This window comes from Streptomyces sp. NPDC005866, from assembly GCF_040629895.1.
Lineage (GTDB): Bacteria > Actinomycetota > Actinomycetes > Streptomycetales > Streptomycetaceae > Streptomyces.
The window spans coordinates 88,056-108,721 of the sequence record NZ_JBEXWP010000017.1 but is presented as its reverse complement, the minus strand read 5'-3'; the positions used below and the strand labels follow the sequence as shown (position 1 = coordinate 108,721).

At 70.6% G+C, this 20,666-nt stretch carries 16 protein-coding genes and 1 pseudogene; 12 read left to right on the top strand and 5 right to left on the bottom strand.

Annotated elements, in window-relative coordinates; genetic code table 11:
* Nucleotides 1-165 precede the first annotated feature (165 nt).
* Nucleotides 166-600: a DUF3592 domain-containing protein gene (locus tag ABZ396_RS24670; protein WP_358918801.1), complete on the top strand. Its 435-nt coding sequence runs from the start codon at nt 166-168 to the stop codon at nt 598-600.
* Between the two features lie 50 nt (nt 601-650).
* On the opposite strand, the gene ABZ396_RS24665 is transcribed toward ABZ396_RS24670, so the two are convergent.
* Nucleotides 651-1,547 (bottom strand): AraC family transcriptional regulator, encoded by an 897-nt coding sequence (locus tag ABZ396_RS24665; protein ID WP_358918799.1) that lies wholly within the window; start codon nt 1,545-1,547, stop codon nt 651-653.
* Between the two features lie 145 nt (nt 1,548-1,692).
* Between ABZ396_RS24665 and tkt the strand changes: the two genes are divergently transcribed.
* The 8 genes and pseudogenes from tkt to ABZ396_RS24625 all read left to right on the top strand — a co-directional run.
* The gene (gene tkt / locus ABZ396_RS24660) at nt 1,693-3,771 is read left to right on the top strand and encodes a transketolase (RefSeq protein WP_358918798.1); all 2,079 of its coding nucleotides are present in this window, start codon (nt 1,693-1,695) and stop codon (nt 3,769-3,771) included.
* 68 nt (nt 3,772-3,839) lie between these two features.
* The gene (tal, locus tag ABZ396_RS24655; RefSeq protein WP_358918796.1) at nt 3,840-5,006 is read left to right on the top strand and encodes a transaldolase; all 1,167 of its coding nucleotides are present in this window, start codon (nt 3,840-3,842) and stop codon (nt 5,004-5,006) included.
* Nucleotides 5,006-6,574: a glucose-6-phosphate dehydrogenase gene (zwf, locus tag ABZ396_RS24650; protein ID WP_358918794.1), complete on the top strand. Its 1,569-nt coding sequence runs from the start codon at nt 5,006-5,008 to the stop codon at nt 6,572-6,574. The genes tal and zwf overlap by 1 nt, the downstream gene beginning before the upstream one ends.
* Complete coding sequence (opcA, locus tag ABZ396_RS24645) at nt 6,571-7,506, top strand: glucose-6-phosphate dehydrogenase assembly protein OpcA (RefSeq protein WP_358918792.1); 936 nt, start codon at nt 6,571-6,573, stop codon at nt 7,504-7,506. Before zwf ends, opcA begins: the two co-directional genes overlap by 4 nt.
* Complete coding sequence (pgi, locus tag ABZ396_RS24640) at nt 7,499-9,163, top strand: glucose-6-phosphate isomerase (RefSeq protein ID WP_358918790.1); 1,665 nt, start codon at nt 7,499-7,501, stop codon at nt 9,161-9,163. Before opcA ends, pgi begins: the two co-directional genes overlap by 8 nt.
* Nucleotides 9,164-9,169: 6 nt before the next feature.
* Nucleotides 9,170-10,051 carry a phosphogluconate dehydrogenase (NAD(+)-dependent, decarboxylating) gene (gene gnd, locus ABZ396_RS24635; RefSeq protein ID WP_358918788.1) on the top strand — a complete coding sequence of 294 codons (882 nt, stop codon included), beginning with the start codon at nt 9,170-9,172 and terminating at the stop codon, nt 10,049-10,051.
* A gap of 6 nt (nt 10,052-10,057) precedes the next feature.
* A complete protein-coding gene (locus tag ABZ396_RS24630) occupies nt 10,058-10,657 on the top strand; it encodes a histidine phosphatase family protein (RefSeq protein WP_358918786.1) in 600 nt (199 codons plus the stop codon).
* Nucleotides 10,658-10,793: 136 nt separating this feature from the next.
* Nucleotides 10,794-11,544 (top strand): annotated as a pseudogene (locus ABZ396_RS24625) (beta-galactosidase small subunit); the annotation flags it as partial.
* A gap of 52 nt (nt 11,545-11,596) precedes the next feature.
* On the opposite strand, the gene ABZ396_RS24620 reads toward ABZ396_RS24625, so the two are convergent.
* The 3 genes from ABZ396_RS24620 to ABZ396_RS24610 form a co-directional block, all read right to left on the bottom strand.
* The gene (locus ABZ396_RS24620) at nt 11,597-13,468 is read right to left on the bottom strand and encodes a glycosyltransferase family 39 protein (RefSeq protein WP_358918784.1); all 1,872 of its coding nucleotides are present in this window, start codon (nt 13,466-13,468) and stop codon (nt 11,597-11,599) included.
* Between the two features lie 209 nt (nt 13,469-13,677).
* Nucleotides 13,678-15,468, bottom strand: a complete 1,791-nt coding sequence (locus tag ABZ396_RS24615; protein ID WP_358918782.1) for a TIM barrel protein — start codon at nt 15,466-15,468, stop codon at nt 13,678-13,680.
* A gap of 110 nt (nt 15,469-15,578) precedes the next feature.
* Complete coding sequence (locus ABZ396_RS24610) at nt 15,579-16,460, bottom strand: shikimate dehydrogenase (protein WP_358918781.1); 882 nt, start codon at nt 16,458-16,460, stop codon at nt 15,579-15,581.
* Between the two features lie 179 nt (nt 16,461-16,639).
* Between ABZ396_RS24610 and ABZ396_RS24605 the strand changes: the two genes are divergently transcribed.
* Together ABZ396_RS24605 and ABZ396_RS24600 are read left to right on the top strand one after the other, a co-directional pair.
* The gene (locus ABZ396_RS24605; protein WP_358918779.1) at nt 16,640-17,305 is read left to right on the top strand and encodes a TetR/AcrR family transcriptional regulator; all 666 of its coding nucleotides are present in this window, start codon (nt 16,640-16,642) and stop codon (nt 17,303-17,305) included.
* Between the two features lie 198 nt (nt 17,306-17,503).
* Nucleotides 17,504-18,865 (top strand): MFS transporter, encoded by a 1,362-nt coding sequence (locus tag ABZ396_RS24600; RefSeq protein WP_358918777.1) that lies wholly within the window; start codon nt 17,504-17,506, stop codon nt 18,863-18,865.
* A gap of 104 nt (nt 18,866-18,969) precedes the next feature.
* Here ABZ396_RS24600 and ABZ396_RS24595 read toward each other — a convergent pair whose 3' ends face one another.
* Nucleotides 18,970-19,275, bottom strand: coding sequence for a hypothetical protein (locus ABZ396_RS24595; RefSeq protein ID WP_358918775.1), 306 nt, complete (start codon nt 19,273-19,275; stop codon nt 18,970-18,972).
* Nucleotides 19,276-19,553: 278 nt separating this feature from the next.
* On the opposite strand from ABZ396_RS24595, the gene ABZ396_RS24590 reads away from it, so the two are divergent.
* Nucleotides 19,554-20,555: a fatty acid desaturase gene (locus tag ABZ396_RS24590; RefSeq protein ID WP_358918773.1), complete on the top strand. Its 1,002-nt coding sequence runs from the start codon at nt 19,554-19,556 to the stop codon at nt 20,553-20,555.
* Nucleotides 20,556-20,666: the final 111 nt, after the last annotated feature.

Genomic DNA, 20,666 nt, shown 5'->3' with positions numbered 1-20,666 from the left:
GCTCGGCGCGGAGATCGAAGCGATCATGAGTGACGCCGGCCCGTCGGCGAACCGGTCGCCGCTGCAGCGGCGTTCACTGCGGGTGTGGCCCCCGCGCATACTGGCCGCGCCGCGTGATCGGGTACTGCACGGCAGCCCATGGTGGCGACGTGGGCTCTGGTACCTGTGCCTGGTCTGCCCCTGGCGGCGTGGCTGCCGGGGGACAATCTGCTCGGAGTCTTTGCGTGGCTGCTGCTCCCGGCAGGCGTCGCCCTGCTGCGCTTGTGGGTGGGCATTGCTGAGGTGGACACGTGGTGGGTGCTGCCACGGCGGGGCGTCACCGTACGCGCGAGGTTCGCACCGGACCCGAACAGCGAGGCCGCCAACGCCTGTGTCGTGCACTTCCGCACGCTTGACGGCCGGGAGGTCACGGCGCGCCCTTCACTGCGAGGGCGCCGCGACGAGATCAGATACGACCCCCAGGACCCCCAACGCGTCCTCGCCCCGACGCGCGTGGCCTGGATGGGTATCGCCCTGGCCGCGTTCATGGTGACCGGCTTCTGGGGCGTCGTCTTCTGCGTTCCGACGGTTCTCTGGCTGATCGAGCTGTCGCCGTTCTGAGGCCGGCAGCCGCCGGCCGCACCCGCTCGCCCCGGGCAACTCGGCCGCGGCTACCGCAGCTCCACCCGGAACGCCACCGGTGTCTGGCCCGTGTGCAGTTGGAAGAACTTGGAGAAGTTGGCGGCGTCCGGGAAGCCGATCGCCGCGCCCACCCGGCCGATCGGGAGGTCCGTGTGGGCCAGCAGGCGTTTGGCCTCCAGGACGACCCGCTTGTCGATGAAGCCCTTCGGGGTCTGGCCGGTCGCGGCGCGGACCGCGCGGACCAGGGTGCGGCGGGAGTAGCCGAGGGCGTCGGCGTAGGCGCTGACACTGTGGTTGGTGGCGAAGTCCTGCTCCACCGCATCTCTGAAAAGGGTGAAGGTCGTATCGGCCTGGCGGCGGGCCGCCTCCGCCGAACTGGCCGCGAGATGCGCGAGCCGCAGCAGGAGCGCCGTGAGCGAGTGCCGTAGCACCGAGGTGTGCAGGCTCAGGGGGAGCGTCTGGGTGTCCTCGTACTCGCGTTGCAGGTTCGCGAGCGCTGCCTTGAGCGCGGCGAGCTGCGGTGCGTCGGGGCGGAGCAGGGGCGGCAGGTCGTAGCGGTAGAGGCCGGTCGCCTCCACGATCGCCCTCGGCAGGAAGCCGGGTTGCATGGTCAGGACGCTTCCGCGGTACTCGCAGCTCCGCGAGAAGCGGTGCACCTGCCCGGGCCGGATCCACAGCAGGTCGCCGGCGCGTGCCTCGTACTCGGCGAAGTCGATCATGTGGCGGACCGGGCCCTCGGTGAAGAGCATGACCACGTGGAAGTCGATGCGGTGTACGCGTTCCAGGTGCGCGTCGGCGTGCCACATGCGCTCGGTCCCCATCGGGCCGACCTGTATGCCGACACCGCCGACGCTCAGATCCACCGGGAAGGGGAAGGTTCTGATTCCGTCACCGTCACCTGCCCCGTCGGGCGTTCTGTCCGCCATGTCCCGCTCGTGCCGTCCCTGTCGAAGATCCGTGTCCCAGTTTCACCACAGGCTGACACACTCCAACCTTCCTTCTCAAAAGTCAGACTTTTAGTTTTGAACACGTCAGGCAAGCCAGAACGCTTCTAGCGAGGACTTCTTGAAGATGAGCACGCAGACATCAGACGGCTTCGAGTGGACCGACCTCGACCAGCGTGCCGTCGACACCGCTCGCCTTCTCGCGGCCGACGCCGTGCAGCAGGTCGGCAACGGGCACCCCGGCACCGCGATGAGCCTGGCCCCGGCCGCGTACACGATCTTTCAGAAGGTGATGCGGCACGACCCGGCCGACCCGGAGTGGACCGGCCGGGACCGTTTCGTCCTGTCCCCCGGCCACACCTCGCTGACCCTCTACACCCAGCTGTTCCTCGCCGGCTACGAGGTCGAGCTGGACGACCTGAAGGCCTTCCGGACGCACGGCTCCAAGACCCCCGGCCACCCCGAGTACGGCCACACCGCCGGTGTCGAGACCACCACAGGACCGCTCGGCCAGGGCGTCGCCAACGCCGTGGGCATGGCCATGGCCGCCCGCTACGAGCGCGGCCTCTTCGACCCGGAGGCCCCCGAGGGCGCCTCCCCCTTCGACCACACCGTCTGGGCGATCGTCTCCGACGGCGACCTGGAGGAGGGCGTCTCCGCCGAGGCCTCATCGATGGCCGGCCACCAGAAGCTCGGCAACCTGGTCTTCCTCTACGACGACAACCACATCTCCATCGAGGGCGACACCGCGACCGCCTTCTCCGAGGACGTGCTGGGGCGGTACGAGGCCTACGGCTGGCACACCCAGCGCATCGAGCCCACCGCCGAGGGCGACGTCGACGTCCACGCCCTGTACGCGGCCCTGAAGTCCGCCCAGGCCGAGACCGAACGGCCGTCGATCATCGCGATGCGCACGATCATCGCCTGGCCCGCCCCGAACGCGCGGAACACCGAGGCCTCCCACGGCTCCGCGCTCGGCACCGACGAGGTCGCCGCCACCAAGCGCGTCCTCGGCTTCGACCCCGACCAGTCCTTCCAGGCCGACGCCGACGTCCTGGCCCACACCCGCCGGGCGCTCGACCGGGGCGCCGAGGCGCACGCCGCCTGGGACAAGCGCATCGCCGAGTGGCGCACCGCCCGGCCCGAGCACGCCCAGCTCTTCGACCGGGTCGTCGCCGGCCAGCTCCCCGACGGCTGGGAGTCCTCGGTCCCGGTATTCGAGGAGGGCAAGTCCGTCGCCACCCGTGCGGCCTCCGGCAAGGTCCTCCAGGCGCTCGGCCCGGTGCTGCCCGAGCTGTGGGGCGGCTCCGCCGACCTCGCGGGCTCGAACAACACCACCATCGACAAGACGTCCTCCTTCCTGCCGAAGGGCAACCCGCTCCCCGAGGCCGACCCGTACGGCCGTACCGTCCACTTCGGCATCCGCGAGTTCTCGATGGCCGCCGAGATGAACGGCATCGCCCTGCACGGCAACACCCGGATCTACGGCGGCACCTTCCTGGTGTTCTCCGACTACATGCGCAACGCCGTCCGTATGGCCGCGCTCATGCAGCTCCCGGTGACGTACGTATGGACGCATGACTCCATCGGTCTCGGCGAGGACGGCCCCACCCACCAGCCGGTCGAGCACCTCGCCTCGCTGCGCGCCATCCCCGGCCTGAACGTCGTCCGCCCGGCCGACGCCAACGAGACCGCGACGGCCTGGGCCGAGATCCTGAAGAGGCACGCCACACAGCCCGCCCCGCACGGGCTCGCGCTGACCCGCCAGGGCGTGCCGACGTACGCGCCGAACCCGGACGCGGCCAAGGGCGGCTATGTGCTGCGCGAGTCGTCGACCGAGACCCCGGAGGTGATCGTCGTCGCCACCGGTTCCGAGGTCCATCTCGCCGTGGAGGCGCGCGACCTCCTGGAGGACGAGGGGATCGGCACCCGGGTGGTGTCGATGCCGTCCGTGGAGTGGTTCGAAGAGCAGCCGCGCGAGTACCGCGAGAGCGTCCTGCCGCCGGCCGTGAAGGCGCGGGTCGCCGTCGAGGCCGGGATCGGCCTGACCTGGTACCGCTTCGTCGGCGACGCCGGACGGATCGTCTCCCTGGAACACTTCGGTGCCTCCGCCGACGCCAAGACCCTGTTCGCCGAGTTCGGCTTCACCGCCGAGAACGTGGCCGCCGCGGCCCGCGCGTCCCGCGCCGCCGCCCGGACCGCCTGATCCGCCTGATCCGCCTGATCCGCCCACCCGAAGCACCAGAAGAGCCAGAAGAGTTCCAGTAAAGGAAGATGATCACCGTGACCGAAGCAACCGCCACCGCGGGAGCACTGAAGAACCTGTCCGACGAGGGCGTCTCGATCTGGCTGGACGACCTGTCGCGCAAGCGGATCAGCACCGGCAACCTGGCCGAGCTCGTCGCGACCAGGAACGTCGTCGGCGTCACCACCAACCCGTCGATCTTCCAGGCCGCCATCGGCTCCGGTGAGGGGTACGAGGAGCAGCTGGCCGACCTGGCCGTGCGGGGTGTCACGGTCGACGAGGCGGTGCGCATGATGACGACCGCCGATGTGCGTGCGGCCGCCGATATTCTGCATCCTGTATACGCCGCCTCGAATGGTGTGGACGGCCGGGTATCCATCGAGGTCGACCCCCGTCTCGCCCACGACACGGCCGCCACCGTCGCGGAGGCCAAGCAGCTCGCCTGGCTCGTCGACCGCCCCAACGTCATGATCAAGATCCCGGCGACCAGGGCCGGTCTCCCGGCGATCACCGAGGTCATCGCCGAGGGCATCAGCGTCAACGTCACGCTGATCTTCTCCCTGGAGCGCTACCGCGAGGTCATGGGCGCCTACCTGACCGGCCTGGAGCGGGCCGCCGCCAAGGGCCTGGACCTCGCCACGATCCACTCGGTGGCCTCCTTCTTCGTCTCCCGCGTGGACGCCGAGATCGACAAGCGGCTGACGGTCCTCGGCACGGACGAGGCGCTGGCGCTCAAGGGCAGGGCGGCGCTGGCCAACGCGCGGCTCGCCTACGAGGCCTACGACGAGGTGTTCGGCTCCGCCGGCCGTTCGACACAGCCCTCGGCTCGCTGGACCGCGCTCGGCGGCTCCAAGGCCAACAAGCAGCGCCCGCTGTGGGCCTCCACCGGCGTGAAGGACCCGGCGTACAAGGACACCCTCTACGTCGACGAGCTGGTCGCGCCCGGCACCGTCAACACCATGCCGGAGGCGACGCTCAACGCCACCGCCGACCACGGCGACGTCCGCGGTGACACGGTGACGGGCGGTTACGCCCAGGCCCGCGCCGACCTGGCGGCCGTCGAGCGGCTCGGTATCTCCTACGACGAGGTCGTGGGCAAGCTGGAGGACGAGGGCGTCGCCAAGTTCCAGGTGGCCTGGCAGGAGCTGCTGGACGCCGTCACGAAGTCCTTGAACAGCAAGGGAGTTGACGCGTAATGAACAAGCCAGTCGAGGAGGTGCGGGTGCCGGTGGTGCCCGCCGCCGAGTGGAAGAACCCGTTGCGGGACCCGCGCGACCGGCGCCTGCCGAGGGTCGCCGGCCCGTCCGGCCTGGTCATCTTCGGCGTGACGGGTGACCTGTCCCGCAAGAAGCTGATGCCGGCCGTGTACGACCTGGCCAACCGCGGTCTGCTGCCGCCGGGCTTCTCGCTCGTCGGCTTCGCCCGGCGGGACTGGGAGGACCAGGACTTCGCCGAGGTCGTCCACGAGGCGGTGCGCGAGCACTCGCGGACCCCGTTCCGCGAGGAGGTCTGGCAGCAGCTCGCCGAGGGCATGCGCTTCATCCCGGGCGACTTCGACGACGACACGGCGTTCAAGCAGCTGAAGGCCGCCGTCGACGAGCTGGACGGCTCCCGGGGCACCGGTGGCAACTTCGCCTTCTACCTCTCCGTGCCGCCGAAGTTCTTCCCGAAGGTCGTGCAGCAGCTGAAGAAGGTCGGCCTGGCCACCCCGCCGGCCGGGGCCTGGCGGCGGGCGGTCATCGAGAAGCCGTTCGGCCACGACCTGAAGTCGGCGCAGGAGCTCAACGCGGTCGTGCACGACGTGTTCGAGCCGGACCAGGTCTTCCGCATCGACCACTACCTGGGCAAGGAGACCGTCCAGAACATCCTGGCGCTCCGCTTCGCCAACCAGATGTACGAGCCGATCTGGAACCGCTCGTTCGTCGACCATGTGCAGATCACCATGGCCGAGGACATCGGCATCGGCGGCCGGGCCGGCTACTACGACGGCATCGGCGCCGCCCGGGACGTCATCCAGAACCACCTGCTCCAACTGATGGCGCTGACCGCGATGGAGGAGCCCATCGCGTTCGACGCGGACGCGCTGCTCACCGAGAAGCTGAAGGTCCTGAAGTCGGTGCGGCTGCCCGAGGACCTGGGCAAGCACACCGTGCGCGCCCAGTACGCGGAGGGCTGGCAGGGCGGCGAGAAGGTCATCGGCTACCTCCAGGAGGACGGCATCGACCCCCAGTCGAAGACCGACACCTACGCGGCCGTCAAGGTGGAGGTCGACAACCGCCGCTGGGCGGGCGTCCCCTTCTACCTGCGCACCGGCAAGCGGCTCGGCCGCCGGGTCACCGAGATCGCGGTGATCTTCCAGCGGGCCCCGCACTCCCCCTTCGACTCGACGGCCACCGAGGAACTCGGCGCGAACGCGATCGTCATCCGCGTCCAGCCAGACGAGGGCATGACCGTCCGGTTCGGCTCCAAGGTGCCTGGCACCTCGATGGAGATCCGGGACGTCTCCATGGACTTCGCCTACGGCGAGTCGTTCACGGAGTCCAGCCCGGAGGCGTACGAGCGGCTCATCCTGGACGTGCTGCTCGGTGACGCCAATTTGTTCCCCCGTCACCAGGAAGTGGAAGAGTCCTGGAAGATCCTCGACCCGATCGAGGAGTACTGGGCGCAGCACGGCAAACCCGCGCAGTACCCCGCGGGAACCTGGGGACCGAAGGAAGCCGACGAGATGCTCGCACGAGACGGACGGAGCTGGCGCAGGCCATGAAGATCGACCTGACCGACACCACGGCAAGCAAGATCAACAAGGCGCTGGTGCAGGGTCGCCGCGCCATCGGCACGCCTGCGGTGGGCATGGTCCTGACGATGGTGATCGTCACGGACGAGGAGAACGCCTACGACGCGATCAAGGCCGCCGAGGAGGCCTCGCACGAGCATCCCTCGCGCACCCTGGTCGTCATCAAGCGGCATGTGCGTACCCTGCGCGACCGAACCGCCTCCCGCCTGGACGCGGAGGTCCGCGTCGGCTCCGAGGCCGGGACCGGCGAGACGGTCGTGCTGCGGACGTACGGCGATGTCTCCGACCACGCCGACTCGGTGGTGCTGCCGCTGCTGCTGCCGGACGCCCCGGTCGTCGTGTGGTGGCCGGTGGAGGCCCCGGACACCCCGTCCAAGGACCCGCTCGGCGCGCTCGCCCAGCGCCGGATCACCGACCTGTACGCCGTCGAGCGGCCGATGCAGGTCCTGGAGTCCCGCGCCCGCAACTACGCGCCCGGTGACACCGACCTCGCCTGGACCCGGCTCACCCTGTGGCGGTCCATGCTGGCCGCCGCCCTCGACCAGGCCCGGGCGACCGTGACCTCGGCGGCCGTCGAGGCCGAGGCGGACAACCCCAGCGCCGAACTCCTCGCCCGCTGGCTGGAGGCCCGTCTGGGCGTCACGGTGGACCGCGTGGTCTCCTCCGGCCCGGTGGTCACGGCCGTCCGGCTAGGCACCGCGGGCGGCGACATCGTCATCGACCGCCCCGAGGGCCCGCTGGCCACCCTGACGCTGCCGGGCCAGCCGCCGCGCACCCTCGCACTGAAGGTCCGGCCCACCTCCGAACTGATCGCCGAGGAACTGCGCCGCCTCGACGCCGACGAGATGTACGCCATCGCCCTGCGCGGCGAGGGGACCAAGGAGACCGCTTCCCATGCCTGACTCCCCCCGGCTCACCCGGCGGCCCGAGTGGGCCGCCCTGGAGGACCACCGCGCCCAGGGACAGCCGGTCCTGCGTGAGCTGTTCGCGACGGACCCGGCACGCGCCGAGCGGTACGTCGTACGCGTCGGCGACCTGTACATCGACTACAGCAAGCACCTGATCACCGACGAGACCCTCGCCCTGCTCCAGGAACTGGCCACCGCCACCGACGTGTTCGGGTTGCGGGACGCGATGTTCCGCGGCGAGAAGATCAACATCACCGAGCAGCGGGCGGTCCTGCACACCGCCCTGCGCGCCCCGCGGGACGCGGTGGTCGAGGTGGACGGCGAGAACGTGGTCCCGGCCGTGCACGCGGTCCTGGACAAGATGAGCGACTTCGCCGAGCGGGTCCGCTCGGGCGAGTGGACGGGGCACACCGGCCGCCGTATCCGCAACGTCGTCAACATCGGCATCGGCGGCTCCGACCTGGGTCCGGCGATGGCCTACGAGGCCCTCCGCGCCTTCACGGCCCGGGACCTGACGTTCCGTTTCGTCTCCAACGTGGACGGCGCCGACCTGCACGAGGCGACCCGGGACCTGGACCCGGCGGAGACCCTGTTCATCGTCGCGTCGAAGACGTTCACGACGATCGAGACGATCACCAATGCCACCTCGGCGCGCACCTGGCTGGTCGACGGTCTCGACGGCGACGAAAAGGCCGTCGCCCGGCACTTCGTGGCCCTGTCCACGAACGCCGGGAAGGTGACGGACTTCGGTATCGACCCGGACAACATGTTCGAGTTCTGGGACTGGGTCGGCGGCCGCTACTCCTACGACTCCGCCATCGGCCTCTCGCTGATGATCGCCATCGGCCCGGACCGCTTCCGTGAGATGCTCGACGGCTTCCGTCTCGTCGACGAGCACTTCCGCACTGCGCCCGCCGAGGCCAACGCACCTGTTCTCCTTGGCCTGCTGGGGATCTGGTACGGCAACTTCTTCGACGCCCAGTCGCACGCGGTGCTGCCGTACTCGCACTACCTGTCCAAGTTCACGGCCTACTTGCAGCAGCTGGACATGGAGTCCAACGGCAAGTCGGTGGACCGGGACGGCCGTCCGGTGGACTGGCAGACGGGCCCCGTGGTGTGGGGCACGCCCGGCACCAACGGCCAGCACGCCTACTATCAGCTGATCCACCAGGGCACGAAGCTGATCCCGGCCGACTTCATCGGCTTCGCCGAGCCGGTCGCCGAGCTGAGCGGTGAACTCAGTGCGCAGCACGACCTGTTGATGGCGAACTTCTTCGCCCAGACGCAGGCGCTGGCCTTCGGCAAGACGGCGCAGGAGGTCCGGTCGGAGGGCGTCCCGGAGGAGCAGGTCGCCCACCGCACCTTCAAGGGCAACCACCCCACGACGACGATCCTGGCCCGTGAGCTGACCCCGTCCGTGCTCGGCCAGTTGGTCGCGCTGTACGAGCACAAGGTGTTCGTACAGGGCGCCGTCTGGAACATCGACTCCTTCGACCAGTGGGGCGTGGAGCTGGGCAAGGTCCTCGCCAAGCGCATCGAACCCGCGCTGACCGAGCCGTATACATCAGCCGCTGCCGCGGCGGGCTCCGTGCCCGGCCTCGACCCCTCCACCACCGCTCTCGTCTCGACGTACCGCCAGCTTAGGAAGTGAACTGACATGCAGCTCGGACTCATCGGCCTCGGCAAGATGGGCGGCAACATGCGCGAGCGGCTCCGCCGCGCGGGCCACACCGTCGTCGGCTACGACCGCAACCCCGACGTCTCCGACGTCAAGACCCTTGAGGAACTGGTCGGGAAGCTCGAAGCCCCCCGCACCGTCTGGGTGATGGTCCCGGCCGGTACCGCCACCCAGTCCGTCGTCGACGAGCTCAAGGACCTGCTGTCCGAGGGCGACACGGTGGTCGACGGCGGCAACTCCCGCTGGACGGACGACGAGAAGCACGCCGCGGAGCTCGGCATCAAGGGCATCGGCTTCGTCGACGCCGGCGTCTCCGGCGGTGTCTGGGGCCTGCAGAACGGCTACGCCCTGATGGTCGGCGGCGACAAGGAGCACGTCGAGCGGCTGAAGCCGATCTTCGAGGCGCTCAAGCCGGAGGGCCCCTACGGCTATGTCCACGCGGGCCGGGTGGGCGCCGGGCACTTCTCCAAGATGGTCCACAACGGCATCGAGTACGCCATGATGCAGGCCTACGCCGAGGGCTGGGAGCTCCTGGAGAAGGTCAAGTCCGTGGACAACGTCCGCGAGGTCTTCCGCTCCTGGCAGGAGGGCACCGTCATCCGCTCCTGGCTGCTCGACCTCGCGGTCAACGCCCTTGACGACGACGAGCACCTGGAGAAGCTGCGCGGCTACGCGGAGGACTCGGGCGAGGGCCGCTGGACCGTCGAGGCGGCCATCGACAACGCGGTGCCGCTCCCGGCGATCACCGCCGCCCTGTTCGCGCGGTTCGCGTCCCGCCAGGACGACTCCCCGCAGATGAAGATGATCGCGGCCCTGCGCAACCAGTTCGGCGGCCACGCGGTCGAGTCGGCGAAGGAGTGACCGACGGTGGGGGACCTCCTTCTGGTCCGCCACGGTGAGACGGAGTGGAGCCTGTCGGGCCGGCACACCAGCTGGACCGACCTGCCCCTCACCCAGCACGGCGAGGAACAGGCCAAGTCCCTCGCCCCGCTGGTCACCGGCCGGACCTACGTACTGGCACTGGCCAGCCCGCTGAGCCGCGCGATACGCACGGCCGGACTCGCCGGCCTCACCGGGGTCGTGCCCGATCCCGACCTGCACGAATGGGACTACGGCGGCTACGAGGGCATCACCACGGTGGAGATCCACCGCTCCCGCCCCGACTGGTACCTGTGGACCGACGGCGTCCCCCTGGGCCCGCAGGGCCACCCCGGCGAGTCGCCGGAGGAGATCGGGGCCCGGGCCGACCGGGTGCTCGCCAAGGTCGACACGGCCCTCGCGGGTGACGACGGCGATGTGGTCCTCGTGGCCCACGCCCACTTCCTGCGGGTGCTCACCGCTCGCCGCCTGGGGCTGCCGCCCGCCGAGGGCCGGTTGTTCCAGCTGGCGACCGGCACGGTCAGCCGGTTGTCCACGGAGCACGGACGGCCCGTGATCGCCGAGTGGAACAAGACGCCGACGCCGTAAGAGGCATTGTGACGGCCCGTCAGTAGCAACTGGCGGGCCGTTTCGCCGTTGTGGACCCCGTCCGGAACCGCCTCAGTCAATTCCCGCTCGCCGCACGGCGGTTGCCGTCACTCGGCACGACCGTCGGGCCGGTGGGACCGGGCTGCGTCTGGACGTCTGGCGGGCGACCACCGACAACGACGACGACGCCCCCTGGCAGAGCGACATCCGCCACGGCACGCTGTGGCGCACGTTCCGTCTGCACCGTATGCGGCACCGCCTGGACGCAGTGGACGTGGACGGCGAGGCGCTGACCGTACGCACCCGAGTGGCCCCGGCGGCCCGGGAGTTCGGCCCGGTCACGGTCTACCGCTGGACCTCGGATGGCGACCGCCTCAAGCTCACCGTCTCCGTGACCCCCGACGGCGACTGGACGGTGCCGCTGCCCCGGCTCGGCGTCCTCTTCGGACTGTCGGCCGCCGACCGTGTGCGGTGGTTCGGCGGCGGGCCGGGCGAAGCGTATCCGGACACCAGGACGGCGTCGGCAGTCGGCCGCTGGCAGTCGACTGTCGATGCTATGCAGACCCCGTATGTCCGGCCTCAGGAGAACGGCGCCCGGGCGGACGTCCGTTGGGCGGAGGTCGGCGGACTGCGGATCGAGGGCGACCCCGAGTTCTGGTTCACCGCCCGCCGCTGGACCACCGAGCAGCTGGACGCGGCCGCCCATCGCACCGACCTCACCCGAGGGCGCCGCATCCGACAGCGGCTCCGCCGCGGGCGTCTGGGTCAACCTAGACCACGGCCAGCACGGCATCGGCTCGCAGTCCTGCGGCCCGGGTGTGCTGTCGCAGTACCGACTCCACGCCGGACCGGCCGAGTTCTCCTTCGTGTTCTCGGACATCGGCTGAACCGAGTACGTGGAGGGCCCCTGGCGGTGGCGGTCCCGGCCCTTCGCTCAGGTCATCCTCCGTGCCCCGGCCCGCAGCGGTACACCGTGTAGACCGAGACATGGACCGGCGAGCAGTGGCCGATGACCCAGCGCATCAGGGCCCGGCCCGGGGTCTTGGCGCCCCGGGCGCGGTGGGTGAGGTCGGCGGGGCTCAGGACGACGTAACGGAGTTTGCCGGTGTCGATCAGCTGGTGGAAGGCCGTGGCGGCGGGGTAGGGCACATGGGCGGTGAAGCCGCCCACCGGCAGGAGCGGGGCGTTGGCCGCGAGGATGTACGGTGCCGCCGCCTGCCAGCGGGGTACGGCGGCCAGATAGCGGGCGCCGTCGCGGTGCGCGGTGAGGTAGGCGAGGACCTGCTGCTGGGCCGGGGTCAGGGCCGAGCCGGCGCCGTAGACCCGGACGCTGGCCGGGCCGACCCGGCCGAAGCTGCCGGGCTGGTTGTACCGCGGGGAGAGCGCGGACGCGGACCACACCGTGGGTATGAAGAGGATGGCGGCGAGGGCGACGGCCAGGGCGGTCCGGTGCGGGCGCCGCCGGCCGGCGGCGAACAGGCCCAGCGCCAGCAGGGACAGTCCCACGGCGACGGCGACCGACCAGGCGAAGAATCCCGGGTAGCTCAGGGTGAGGGCCGCGCACCAGGCGACATTGACGGCCAGGATGGCGCACAGCGTGCTGCGCCGCCGCACCTGCGTCACGCCCGCCGCGGCCAGTGCCGCCAGGGCGACCGCCACCACACCCATGTAGTAGGTGTGTCCGGTCACGCTGCCGAAGCTGAAGACCAGGAAGAACGTCGCCAGCCAGACACCCCACATCAGGTATCCGGCCAGGGCGGGGTCGGTGCGCGGGACGCGGCGGCGCCGCAGGGTCAGCGCTCCGGCCACCAGGCCCAGGGCCGCCAGCGGATACAGCCAGCCCGTCTGGGTGGCGATCCCGGGGCTGAACATCTTCAAGACGCTGTCCCCCATGCGCGCGGACACGTGGTTGTGCGCCTGGTCGGCGACTATGCTCCCGGTGCCTGCCGCGTTGATGCCCAGTGAGTGGAAGCGCGTCAGGAAGTTGTAGCCGACGACCAGGCCTACGGCCGAGTTGTCGGTCGTGCCGTCGAGGTAGGGGCGGGCCGACGCCGGAGTGAGCGTGGCGATCAGCATCCAGGACAGGGACACCGTCAGCATGACCGCGCCGGACACGGCCAGATCGCGGATCCGGCGGCGCAGGGACGTGGGCGCGGCCACCAGATAGGTCACGCCCAGCGCGGGCAGCACCGCCCAGGCCTCCAGCATCTTGCACTGGAAGGCAAGCCCGACCCAGACGCCCGCCAGGACAAGGGTACGCAGCCGGGCGCGGGCGGTGGCCCGCCCGGTGGCCTCGGCGGCGAGCAGCAGCAACAGCACGAACGGCGCGTCCTCGGTGACCGAGCGGGCCAGGCCCACGGTCACCGGGGTCAGCGTGAGGAACGCGGCGGCCAGCAGCCCGGCCGGTACGCCGGCCCAGCGCCGTACCACCACATGGAGCAGCACCACGCAGGCCACGCCCTCAAGGGCCTGCGGGATCACCAGGGCCCAGGGGTGGAAGCCGAAGAGCAGCGCCGACAGGGCCTGCGGCCACAGGAAGCCGGGCAGCTTGTCCAGGGTGATCGAGTTGGCGGGGTCGAAGGAGCCGTAGAGGAAGGCGACCGGGTTGTCGGTCATGCTGCGGACGGCGCTCGCGTAGAAGGCGTGGTACGCGCTGTGCCAGATGCCCCAGAAGAAGAGGAGCGCGGCGACGGCGGCGATAACGGCGAGCAGCGGGCGCTCGTAGCGTTCGGTGCGGGTCCGCGCCGGGGTCGGCGGTGGCGGCGGACCCTCGACGCGGACGAGCGGCGCGGTGATGACGGGGCTCGGCATCGGAGACAGCCTCCAGGACTCCCGGGTTCCAGGACTTCCAGAACGTCCCGGATTGCTACGACTCCTAGGACGGGTGGAAATCGACGAAGGTCACATCCGGAACGCGACGAAACATTCCGGATCTTCGTGAGTCTCCGTCGCGGCGCCTGAACGGAACCTGAATCCGACCTGTGTCTCACCGGCCTCTCACCGCACGCTCACCCGGCGGCTCAGCGGGCCGGCCGCCCGGCGTGCTGGGCCGCGAGGCGCACCGGCGCGTTCTGGGCGCCGTATCCGCGATAGCCGGGGTCACGCTGGACGAGTTCGAAGAACACCCGTCCGACAGTTCGCGTGTAGCAGTGCCGGAAGACACCGCCCGCGTCCCGGTCGTAGAGGATGCCGAGGGCGCGGTACGTCTCCAGCTCGCCGTCGGCGAACTCGTACCGGGCGGCCAGATCGTCGTAGTAGTTTGCGGGGATGGGCAGCGGGTGGCCGCCGGCGGCGCGGAAGGCACGGGCCGCGGCGACCACGTCGTCGGTGGCCAGGGCGATGTGCTGGGCGTGCAGGGTGTCGTCGGCCGGGGCCGCGCCGACGCCGAGGGCGATCCGGACGCTGCCGTCGGCGTTGGTGACGGCGCGGGAGCGCAGCAGCCCGTAGGGGTCGGCGACGTCGACGCTCTCCTCGGCGTGCAGGCCTAGGACGCTGCGATGGAAGAGGGTCGCCTCGTCGTACTGGTGCCAGGGCTGGGTGAGGGCGAGGTGGTCGATGCGCGCCGGGGCCGGCACCGGTTCGTGCTGCTCATCGGCGAAGTCGGCTCGCCAGTCGGGAAGTTCGGGGTCGCGGCCGGTGGCGCAGAAGAACAGTTCCGTGCCGTCGGGGGCGGCGACCGCGTCGAGCGGGGCGTCCTCCGGGGCGCGGCGGCGGGGCAGTACGGGGGCGAGCAGGGCCTCGGCGCGGCGGGCGGCGGCCTGCGGGTCCGGTGACTCCAGGCCGATCGCGGCGAGCTGGGTGCCGTCACGGCGGGCGGCGGGACCGGTGTTGACGAGGATCCGGGCCTCGCCCCGCTCCCACAGGTCGACGGGTTTGCTGCGATGGCGGGCGGTGCGGGCGAATCCGAGGGCGCCGAGCAGCGCCGAGACCGGTTCGGCGTCCGGGGTGACGAGTTCGGCGAAGGCGACTCCCGTCGGCACGACCGGAGCGGGCAGGTCCCCCACGCCGACGGCCTCTTGGAGCACCAGCAGCGAACGGTGGGCGTCGACGGCGGTCGGCCCGGCCTCGGCCTGCCGGAAGACGTCGTTGAAGACTTCGAGGGAGAGCGGCCCGTCGTACCCGGTACGCAACACGTGCCGCACCAGTCCGGCGACATCGAAGCCGCCCTGCCCCGGGAAACACCGATAGTGCCGGCTCCACTGGAGCACGTCCATGGCGAGCAGTGGGGCATCGGCCAGCTGGAGAAAGAAGATCTTCTCGCCGGGGATGGACTCGATGCCCTTGGGGTCGGAGCCGCGGGAGAGGATGTGGAAGCTGTCGAGGCAGGTGCCGAGGGAGGGGTGGCCGGCTGCCTCGACGATCCGCCAGGCGTGGTCGTACGTGCTGATGTGCCGCCCCCAGGCGAGCGCCTCGTAGGCGACGCGGATGCCGAAGTCCTGCGCCAGGGAGGCCAGTCGGGCGAGCTGCGCGGCGGCGAGGTCGTCGTCGTCCACGGCGAGCGGGGAGACACTGGAGCAGACGAGGACGGTGTCGGCGCCGAGCTCGCTCATCAACTCGAACTTGTGCCGGGCGCGCCGCAGGTTGCGGGCGAACACGTCGCCGGGGACGGCGTCGATGTCGCGCATCGGCTGATAGAGGTCGACCCTCAGCCCCAGGTCGGCGCACCGGATGCGGATCTCGGCCGGTGACAGGGGGCTGGCCAGCAGGTCGTTCTCGAAGATCTCCACACCGCCGAACCCGGCCCGGGAGGCGGCGGTGAGCTTCTCGGTGAGGGATCCGCTGAGCGAGACAGTCGCGATCGAGGTGCGCATTGCGGCATTCCTTACGTGGTGTGCGGCGCCCCTTCTTGCAGGGGCGCGGGGCGGTATCGATGTGCGGCTCCGCCGCGTGGGCGCGACCAGCCACATCCGGCACGCACGCGTTACACGACGTCGCGCTGCGGCACACCGGCCAGCTCCGCGATGTCAGCGAGCATCCGGGCGCGCTCCGGCTCCCGCCCGGTGAACAACCGAAACGCATCCGCGGCCTGAAACACGGCCATCCCGCCCCCGTCCAGCACGGCGCACCCCAAAGCCCGAGCGGTACGCACCAGTTCGGTCTCCAGCGGCCGATACACCACCTCAGCCACCCACAACCCGGGGTGGAGCAACCCGGCGGGCACCGGCAGCCCCGGATGCGCGGCCATCCCCGTGGGCGTCGCATGCACGAGCCCGTCCGCGTCGGCGAGCGATTCCGGCAGCCGCTCCAGACCCGCGGCCGCCGCCCGGGCCGCCCCGAACTGCCCGCACAACTGCTCGGCCAGCGCAGCCGCCCGCGAGGGCACCGCGTCCACCACGGTCACCCGCTCCGCCCCCAGCGTGAGCGTCGCATGTGCCACCGCGGCCCCCGCGCCTCCCGCACCCAGCTGCACGACCCGCTCCAGTGAAGCGTCCGGCAGCCCCCGCGCGAACGACGCCGCGAACCCGGTGACGTCCGTGTTGTGACCCACCGCCCTGCCGCCGGCCTCGAAGACCACCGTGTTGACCGCGCCCAGAGCCTTGGCCTGCGGGGCGAGCGCGTCCAGGTGCCCGATGACGAGTTGCTTGCACGGATGCGTGATGTTCAGCCCGTCGAAGCCGAGGTCGCGCGCGGCCCGTACCAGATCCCCCACGGCCTCGGGCGGAACGCCGAGCACGTCGATGTCGATCAGCCGGTACAGGTACCGCAGCCCCTGCCGGTCGGCCTCCCGCTCGTGCAGGGCCGGACTGAGCGACGGGCCGACGCCGGAACCGATCAGTCCGACGAGATACGAGTCCTTGGCCACGTGGCCCTCCTGAGCGGCATCATTAATGTACGAACTAGTACGTTAGCTATAGCACCGAAAGTGGCGGCGGGGGAAGACGTTCGGGAACATCTCGGGAACACCACCGGCGCGGGCTTCTACAATCTCCGGCACCGGCCTCTCCCACCGGCTTCTCCCTCGACGGACCCGATAGGAACCCGATGACCAGCGTCGACGAACCGGCACAGACCAACGGACGGATCCGTGACGCCGCCCGCACCCGGGCCGAGATCCTCGACGTGGCCACCCAGGAGTTCGCCAGGGCCGGCTACGACGGCGCCCGCGTCGACGAGATCGCGGCCCGCACCCGCACCACGAAGCGGATGATCTACTACTACTTCGGCGGCAAGGAGCAGCTGTTCACGGCGGTCCTGGAGCGGGCGTACGGCGTGATCCGCGAGGCCGAGCAGCAGCTGGACGTCGAGCATCTGGACCCGGTCGCGGCGATCCGCCGGCTCGCCGAGCTCACCTTCGACCACCACGAACAGCACCCGGACTTCATCCGCCTGGTCAGCATCGAGAACATCCACGGCGCCGAGCACATCGCGGCCTCCGAGGAGCTCGGCAGGATCGGCTCACCGGCCCTTGAGGTGATCCGCCGGATCCTGGGGCAGGGCCAGAAGTCCGGCCTGTTCACGGCCGACGTGGACGCGGTCGACCTGCACGCGATGATCAGCTCGTTCTGTTTCTTCCGGGTCGCGAACCGGGCCACGTTCGGGGCCCTCTTCGGCCGTGACCTGGTGGACCCGGCGCAGCGCGCGCACTACCGGACCATGCTCGGCGACATGGTGATCGCCTACCTCACTGCGGAGCGCACGGCGGACTGACCGCCGCAGCGGGAGAACCGGCACGACCTCTTGACAGCGGGGAAACACGAGCGCAACATCCCTACCCATCGCGACTAACTATCCAGTGGGTTAATTAACACCGCTCACTGGGTCCGCCGACCCGTCATCCCTGGGAACCGGCCTTCTCCCCCGCCGCTCACTCCACCTACGTTGGAGTTTCTCCGAAGGAGCACCGCCGTGTCCGTCCCCGCCCCGCCCGCCGCCACCGCCGTACCGCCCGGCGGCCAGCCGAAGAAGGCCGCCCTGGCCGCCTGGATCGGCAGCGCCCTCGAGTACTACGACTTCTTCATCTACGGCAGCGCGGCCGCGTTGATCTTCCCGAAGGTCTTCTTCGACGCGTCGGACCCGGCCACCGCGACCCTGCTCTCCTTCGCCACGTTCGGTGTGGCGTACGCGGCCCGTCCGGTCGGCGCGCTGTTCCTCGGCCACTTCGGGGACCGGATCGGCCGTAAGAAGATCATGGTCTTCACGCTGCTGCTGATGGGCCTGTCGACGTTCCTGATCGGCTGTCTGCCGACCCGCGCCGAGGTGGGCGGCCTGGCCCCGGTACTGCTGGTGCTGTGCCGGGTACTGCAGGGCATCTCGGCCGCCGGTGAGCAGGCCAGCGCCAGCTCCATGAGCCTGGAACACGCGCCGCCGAACCGGCGCGGCTTCTTCACCAGTTTCACGCTGAGCGGCACCCAGGGCGGTCAGCTGATCGCCACCCTCGTCTTCATCCCGGTCTCCCAGCTGCCCGAGGGCCAACTGCTGTCCTGGGGCTGGCGGGTGCCGTTCTGGCTGAGTGCCGCGGTGGCCGTGGTCGGCTGGTTCATCCGCCGCAATGTCCAGGAGACCCCGGCCTTCGCGCAGCAGGCGGCGACCGAGGGTGTCGTACGGCTGCCGCTGGTGACGCTGCTGCGGCAGCACTGGGCGGATGTGCTGCGGGTGGTCGGTGGCGCGCTGATCGCCTCGGTGAGCACGATCTTCACGGTGTGGGCGCTGGCGTACGCGACGAGCGACTCGGTCGGGATGTCCAAGACCTCGATGCTGTGGGTGGGCGCACTGGCGAACCTGGTGGCGCTGGGTGCGATCCCGGCGTGGGCGACGCTGTCGGACCGGATCGGCCGGCGGCCGGTGTATCTGATCGGCGCTGTGGGCAGCGCGGTGGCGATGTCCGGCTATCTGTGGGCGGTCTCCACCGGCTCGTACCCGCTGATCCTGGTCCTCGGCATCATCGCCTTCGGGGTCGTCTACAGCGCGGCGAACGGTGTCTGGCCGTCCTTCTACGGCGAGATGTTCTCGACCCGGGTCCGGCTGTCGGGCATGGCGATCGGCACCCAGAGCGGGTTCGCGGTGGCCGGGTTCGCGGTGACCTTCGCGGCGCGGATCGCGGGTCCGGGCGGTGACGACTGGTCGGCGGTGGCGCTGTTCACCGCGGCCCTGTGCGTGCCACCGGTCGTCGCCGCCCTCTCGGCACGCGAGACCCACCAGCTGGCCACGGAGGAGCTCGGCTCACGCAGCTCCCGGGAGGCATCCCGACCGGAGACGGTGGCGGCCTGAGCCTGGGCCCGGCGTACGACTTCACCTCGGGGAGGCCGCCGCTTCGGTTGTGTGAGGAGCGGTCATGCGTCCGCCCGGACCAGCGCCCGGGCGGACCGTGGCCGTCACCTTTCGGCGGCCTCCCGGATCAGCGGCTCGAACTCCTGCCGTACATAGACGTCGAACGGCTCCGTCAGCGCCCCGTCGAGCACCCGCCGCACCTGGTGACCCGCCGCGAACTCCTTGATCGCCGCGCGGGAGGCGGGCCCCACACCGCCGCCGATGATCAGCACCTTGAACTCCCCGGTCTCCAACAGCTTCAGGGCCTCCTCGTCGGTGCTCACTCCCTCCGCGTCAAAGCCGTCCGCACGCAGTGTGGCCAGCACGGCCGTCACCCTGGCGGGCGTCCTCCCGAGCACCAGTGTCCTCATGGCCGTTCCTCTCCCCTACATCGACTCCGCTACGTCGGCGTCAGCGGGCTCGACTCTAGAACCTCAACCGGACTTGAGATCAACCGTTCCCGGTCGCGGGACGTGAGGAAGGTTTAGTCCCGCGACGTTCACACCCTGGACATGAGCGACGACCTGCGCGGATGCCGCCCGGTGCGATCGTGGGCCGTGGGCGCCGAGCGCGCTCGAAAGCACACGCGCGCGTGATCCCGTGTCGGTCCGGCAGCGCGTCCGAAACCTCGAGCAACGGCGAGGAACCGATGAACCCGAGTCAAACTGACCGTTCTGGACAGGCCGTCGCCGAAGGCGACGCCGACCCCGCGGCCGGGGTCAAGCCGCTCCTCGACGCCCCGCAGACGGCCGCGGCGGGCGTCGCGATGTGGATCTTCGTCGTCAGCCCGCTGCTCTGCCTGGTCGTCGCGGTGCCGCTGGCGTGGGGACGCGGCTTGTCCGCGCTGGACGTCGGCATGGCCGTGGTGGCCTACCTCGTGTCCGGCTTCGGCCTCACGGTCGGCTATCACCGACTCTTCACGCACCGCTCGTTCAAGGCGAGGCGGGGCCTGCGCATCGCCCTGGCCGTCGCGGGCTCGCTGGGGGTCGAGGGCTCGCCCGTCCAATGGGTCGCCAACCACCGCCGCCACCACGCCTTCGCCGACCGCGAGGGTGACCCGCACTCGCCCTGGCGCTTCGGAACCGACACGCGCGCGCTGCTCAAGGGGCTTCTCCACGCGCACATCGGGTGGATGCTGAAGCGTGAACTGAGCAACCGGGCCAGGTTCGCCCCCGACATCGCCGCCGATCCCGACCTGCGACTGATCGGTCAGCTGTTCGGACCACTGACCGCCGTCTCGCTGCTGGCCCCCGCGCTCATCGGCGGGCTCGTCACGGGTACCTGGGCCGGCGCGCTGACCGGGTTCTTCTGGGCCGGCCTGATGCGGATGGCTCTGCTGCACCATGTCACCTGGTCCGTGAACTCGATCTGCCACGTCGCCGGCAGGCGCCCGTTCGCCAGCCGGGACAAGGCCACCAACTTCTGGCCGCTCGCCCTGCTGTCCTTCGGCGAGAGCTGGCACAACTCGCATCACGCCGACCCCACCGGCGCGCGCCACGGCGTGCTGCCGGGCCAGCTCGACCCGTCGGCACGCCTGATCTGGGTATTCGAGAAGCTGCGCTGGGTCCACGACGTCCGCTGGCCGAGCGCGGACCGTCTCAGCGCCCGGCTGCTGCCCGAACCGGCCACTCAACAGGAGTCCGCAGCCTGACGCCCGTCGGCGGATGACCGGACTCCCCGCCGGGGAAGCCCGGTGCCGTCCGCCGACCGCACGGACGCGAAGACCCCGTGCTCAGCGAAACCGCTGGTGACGGGGTCTTCG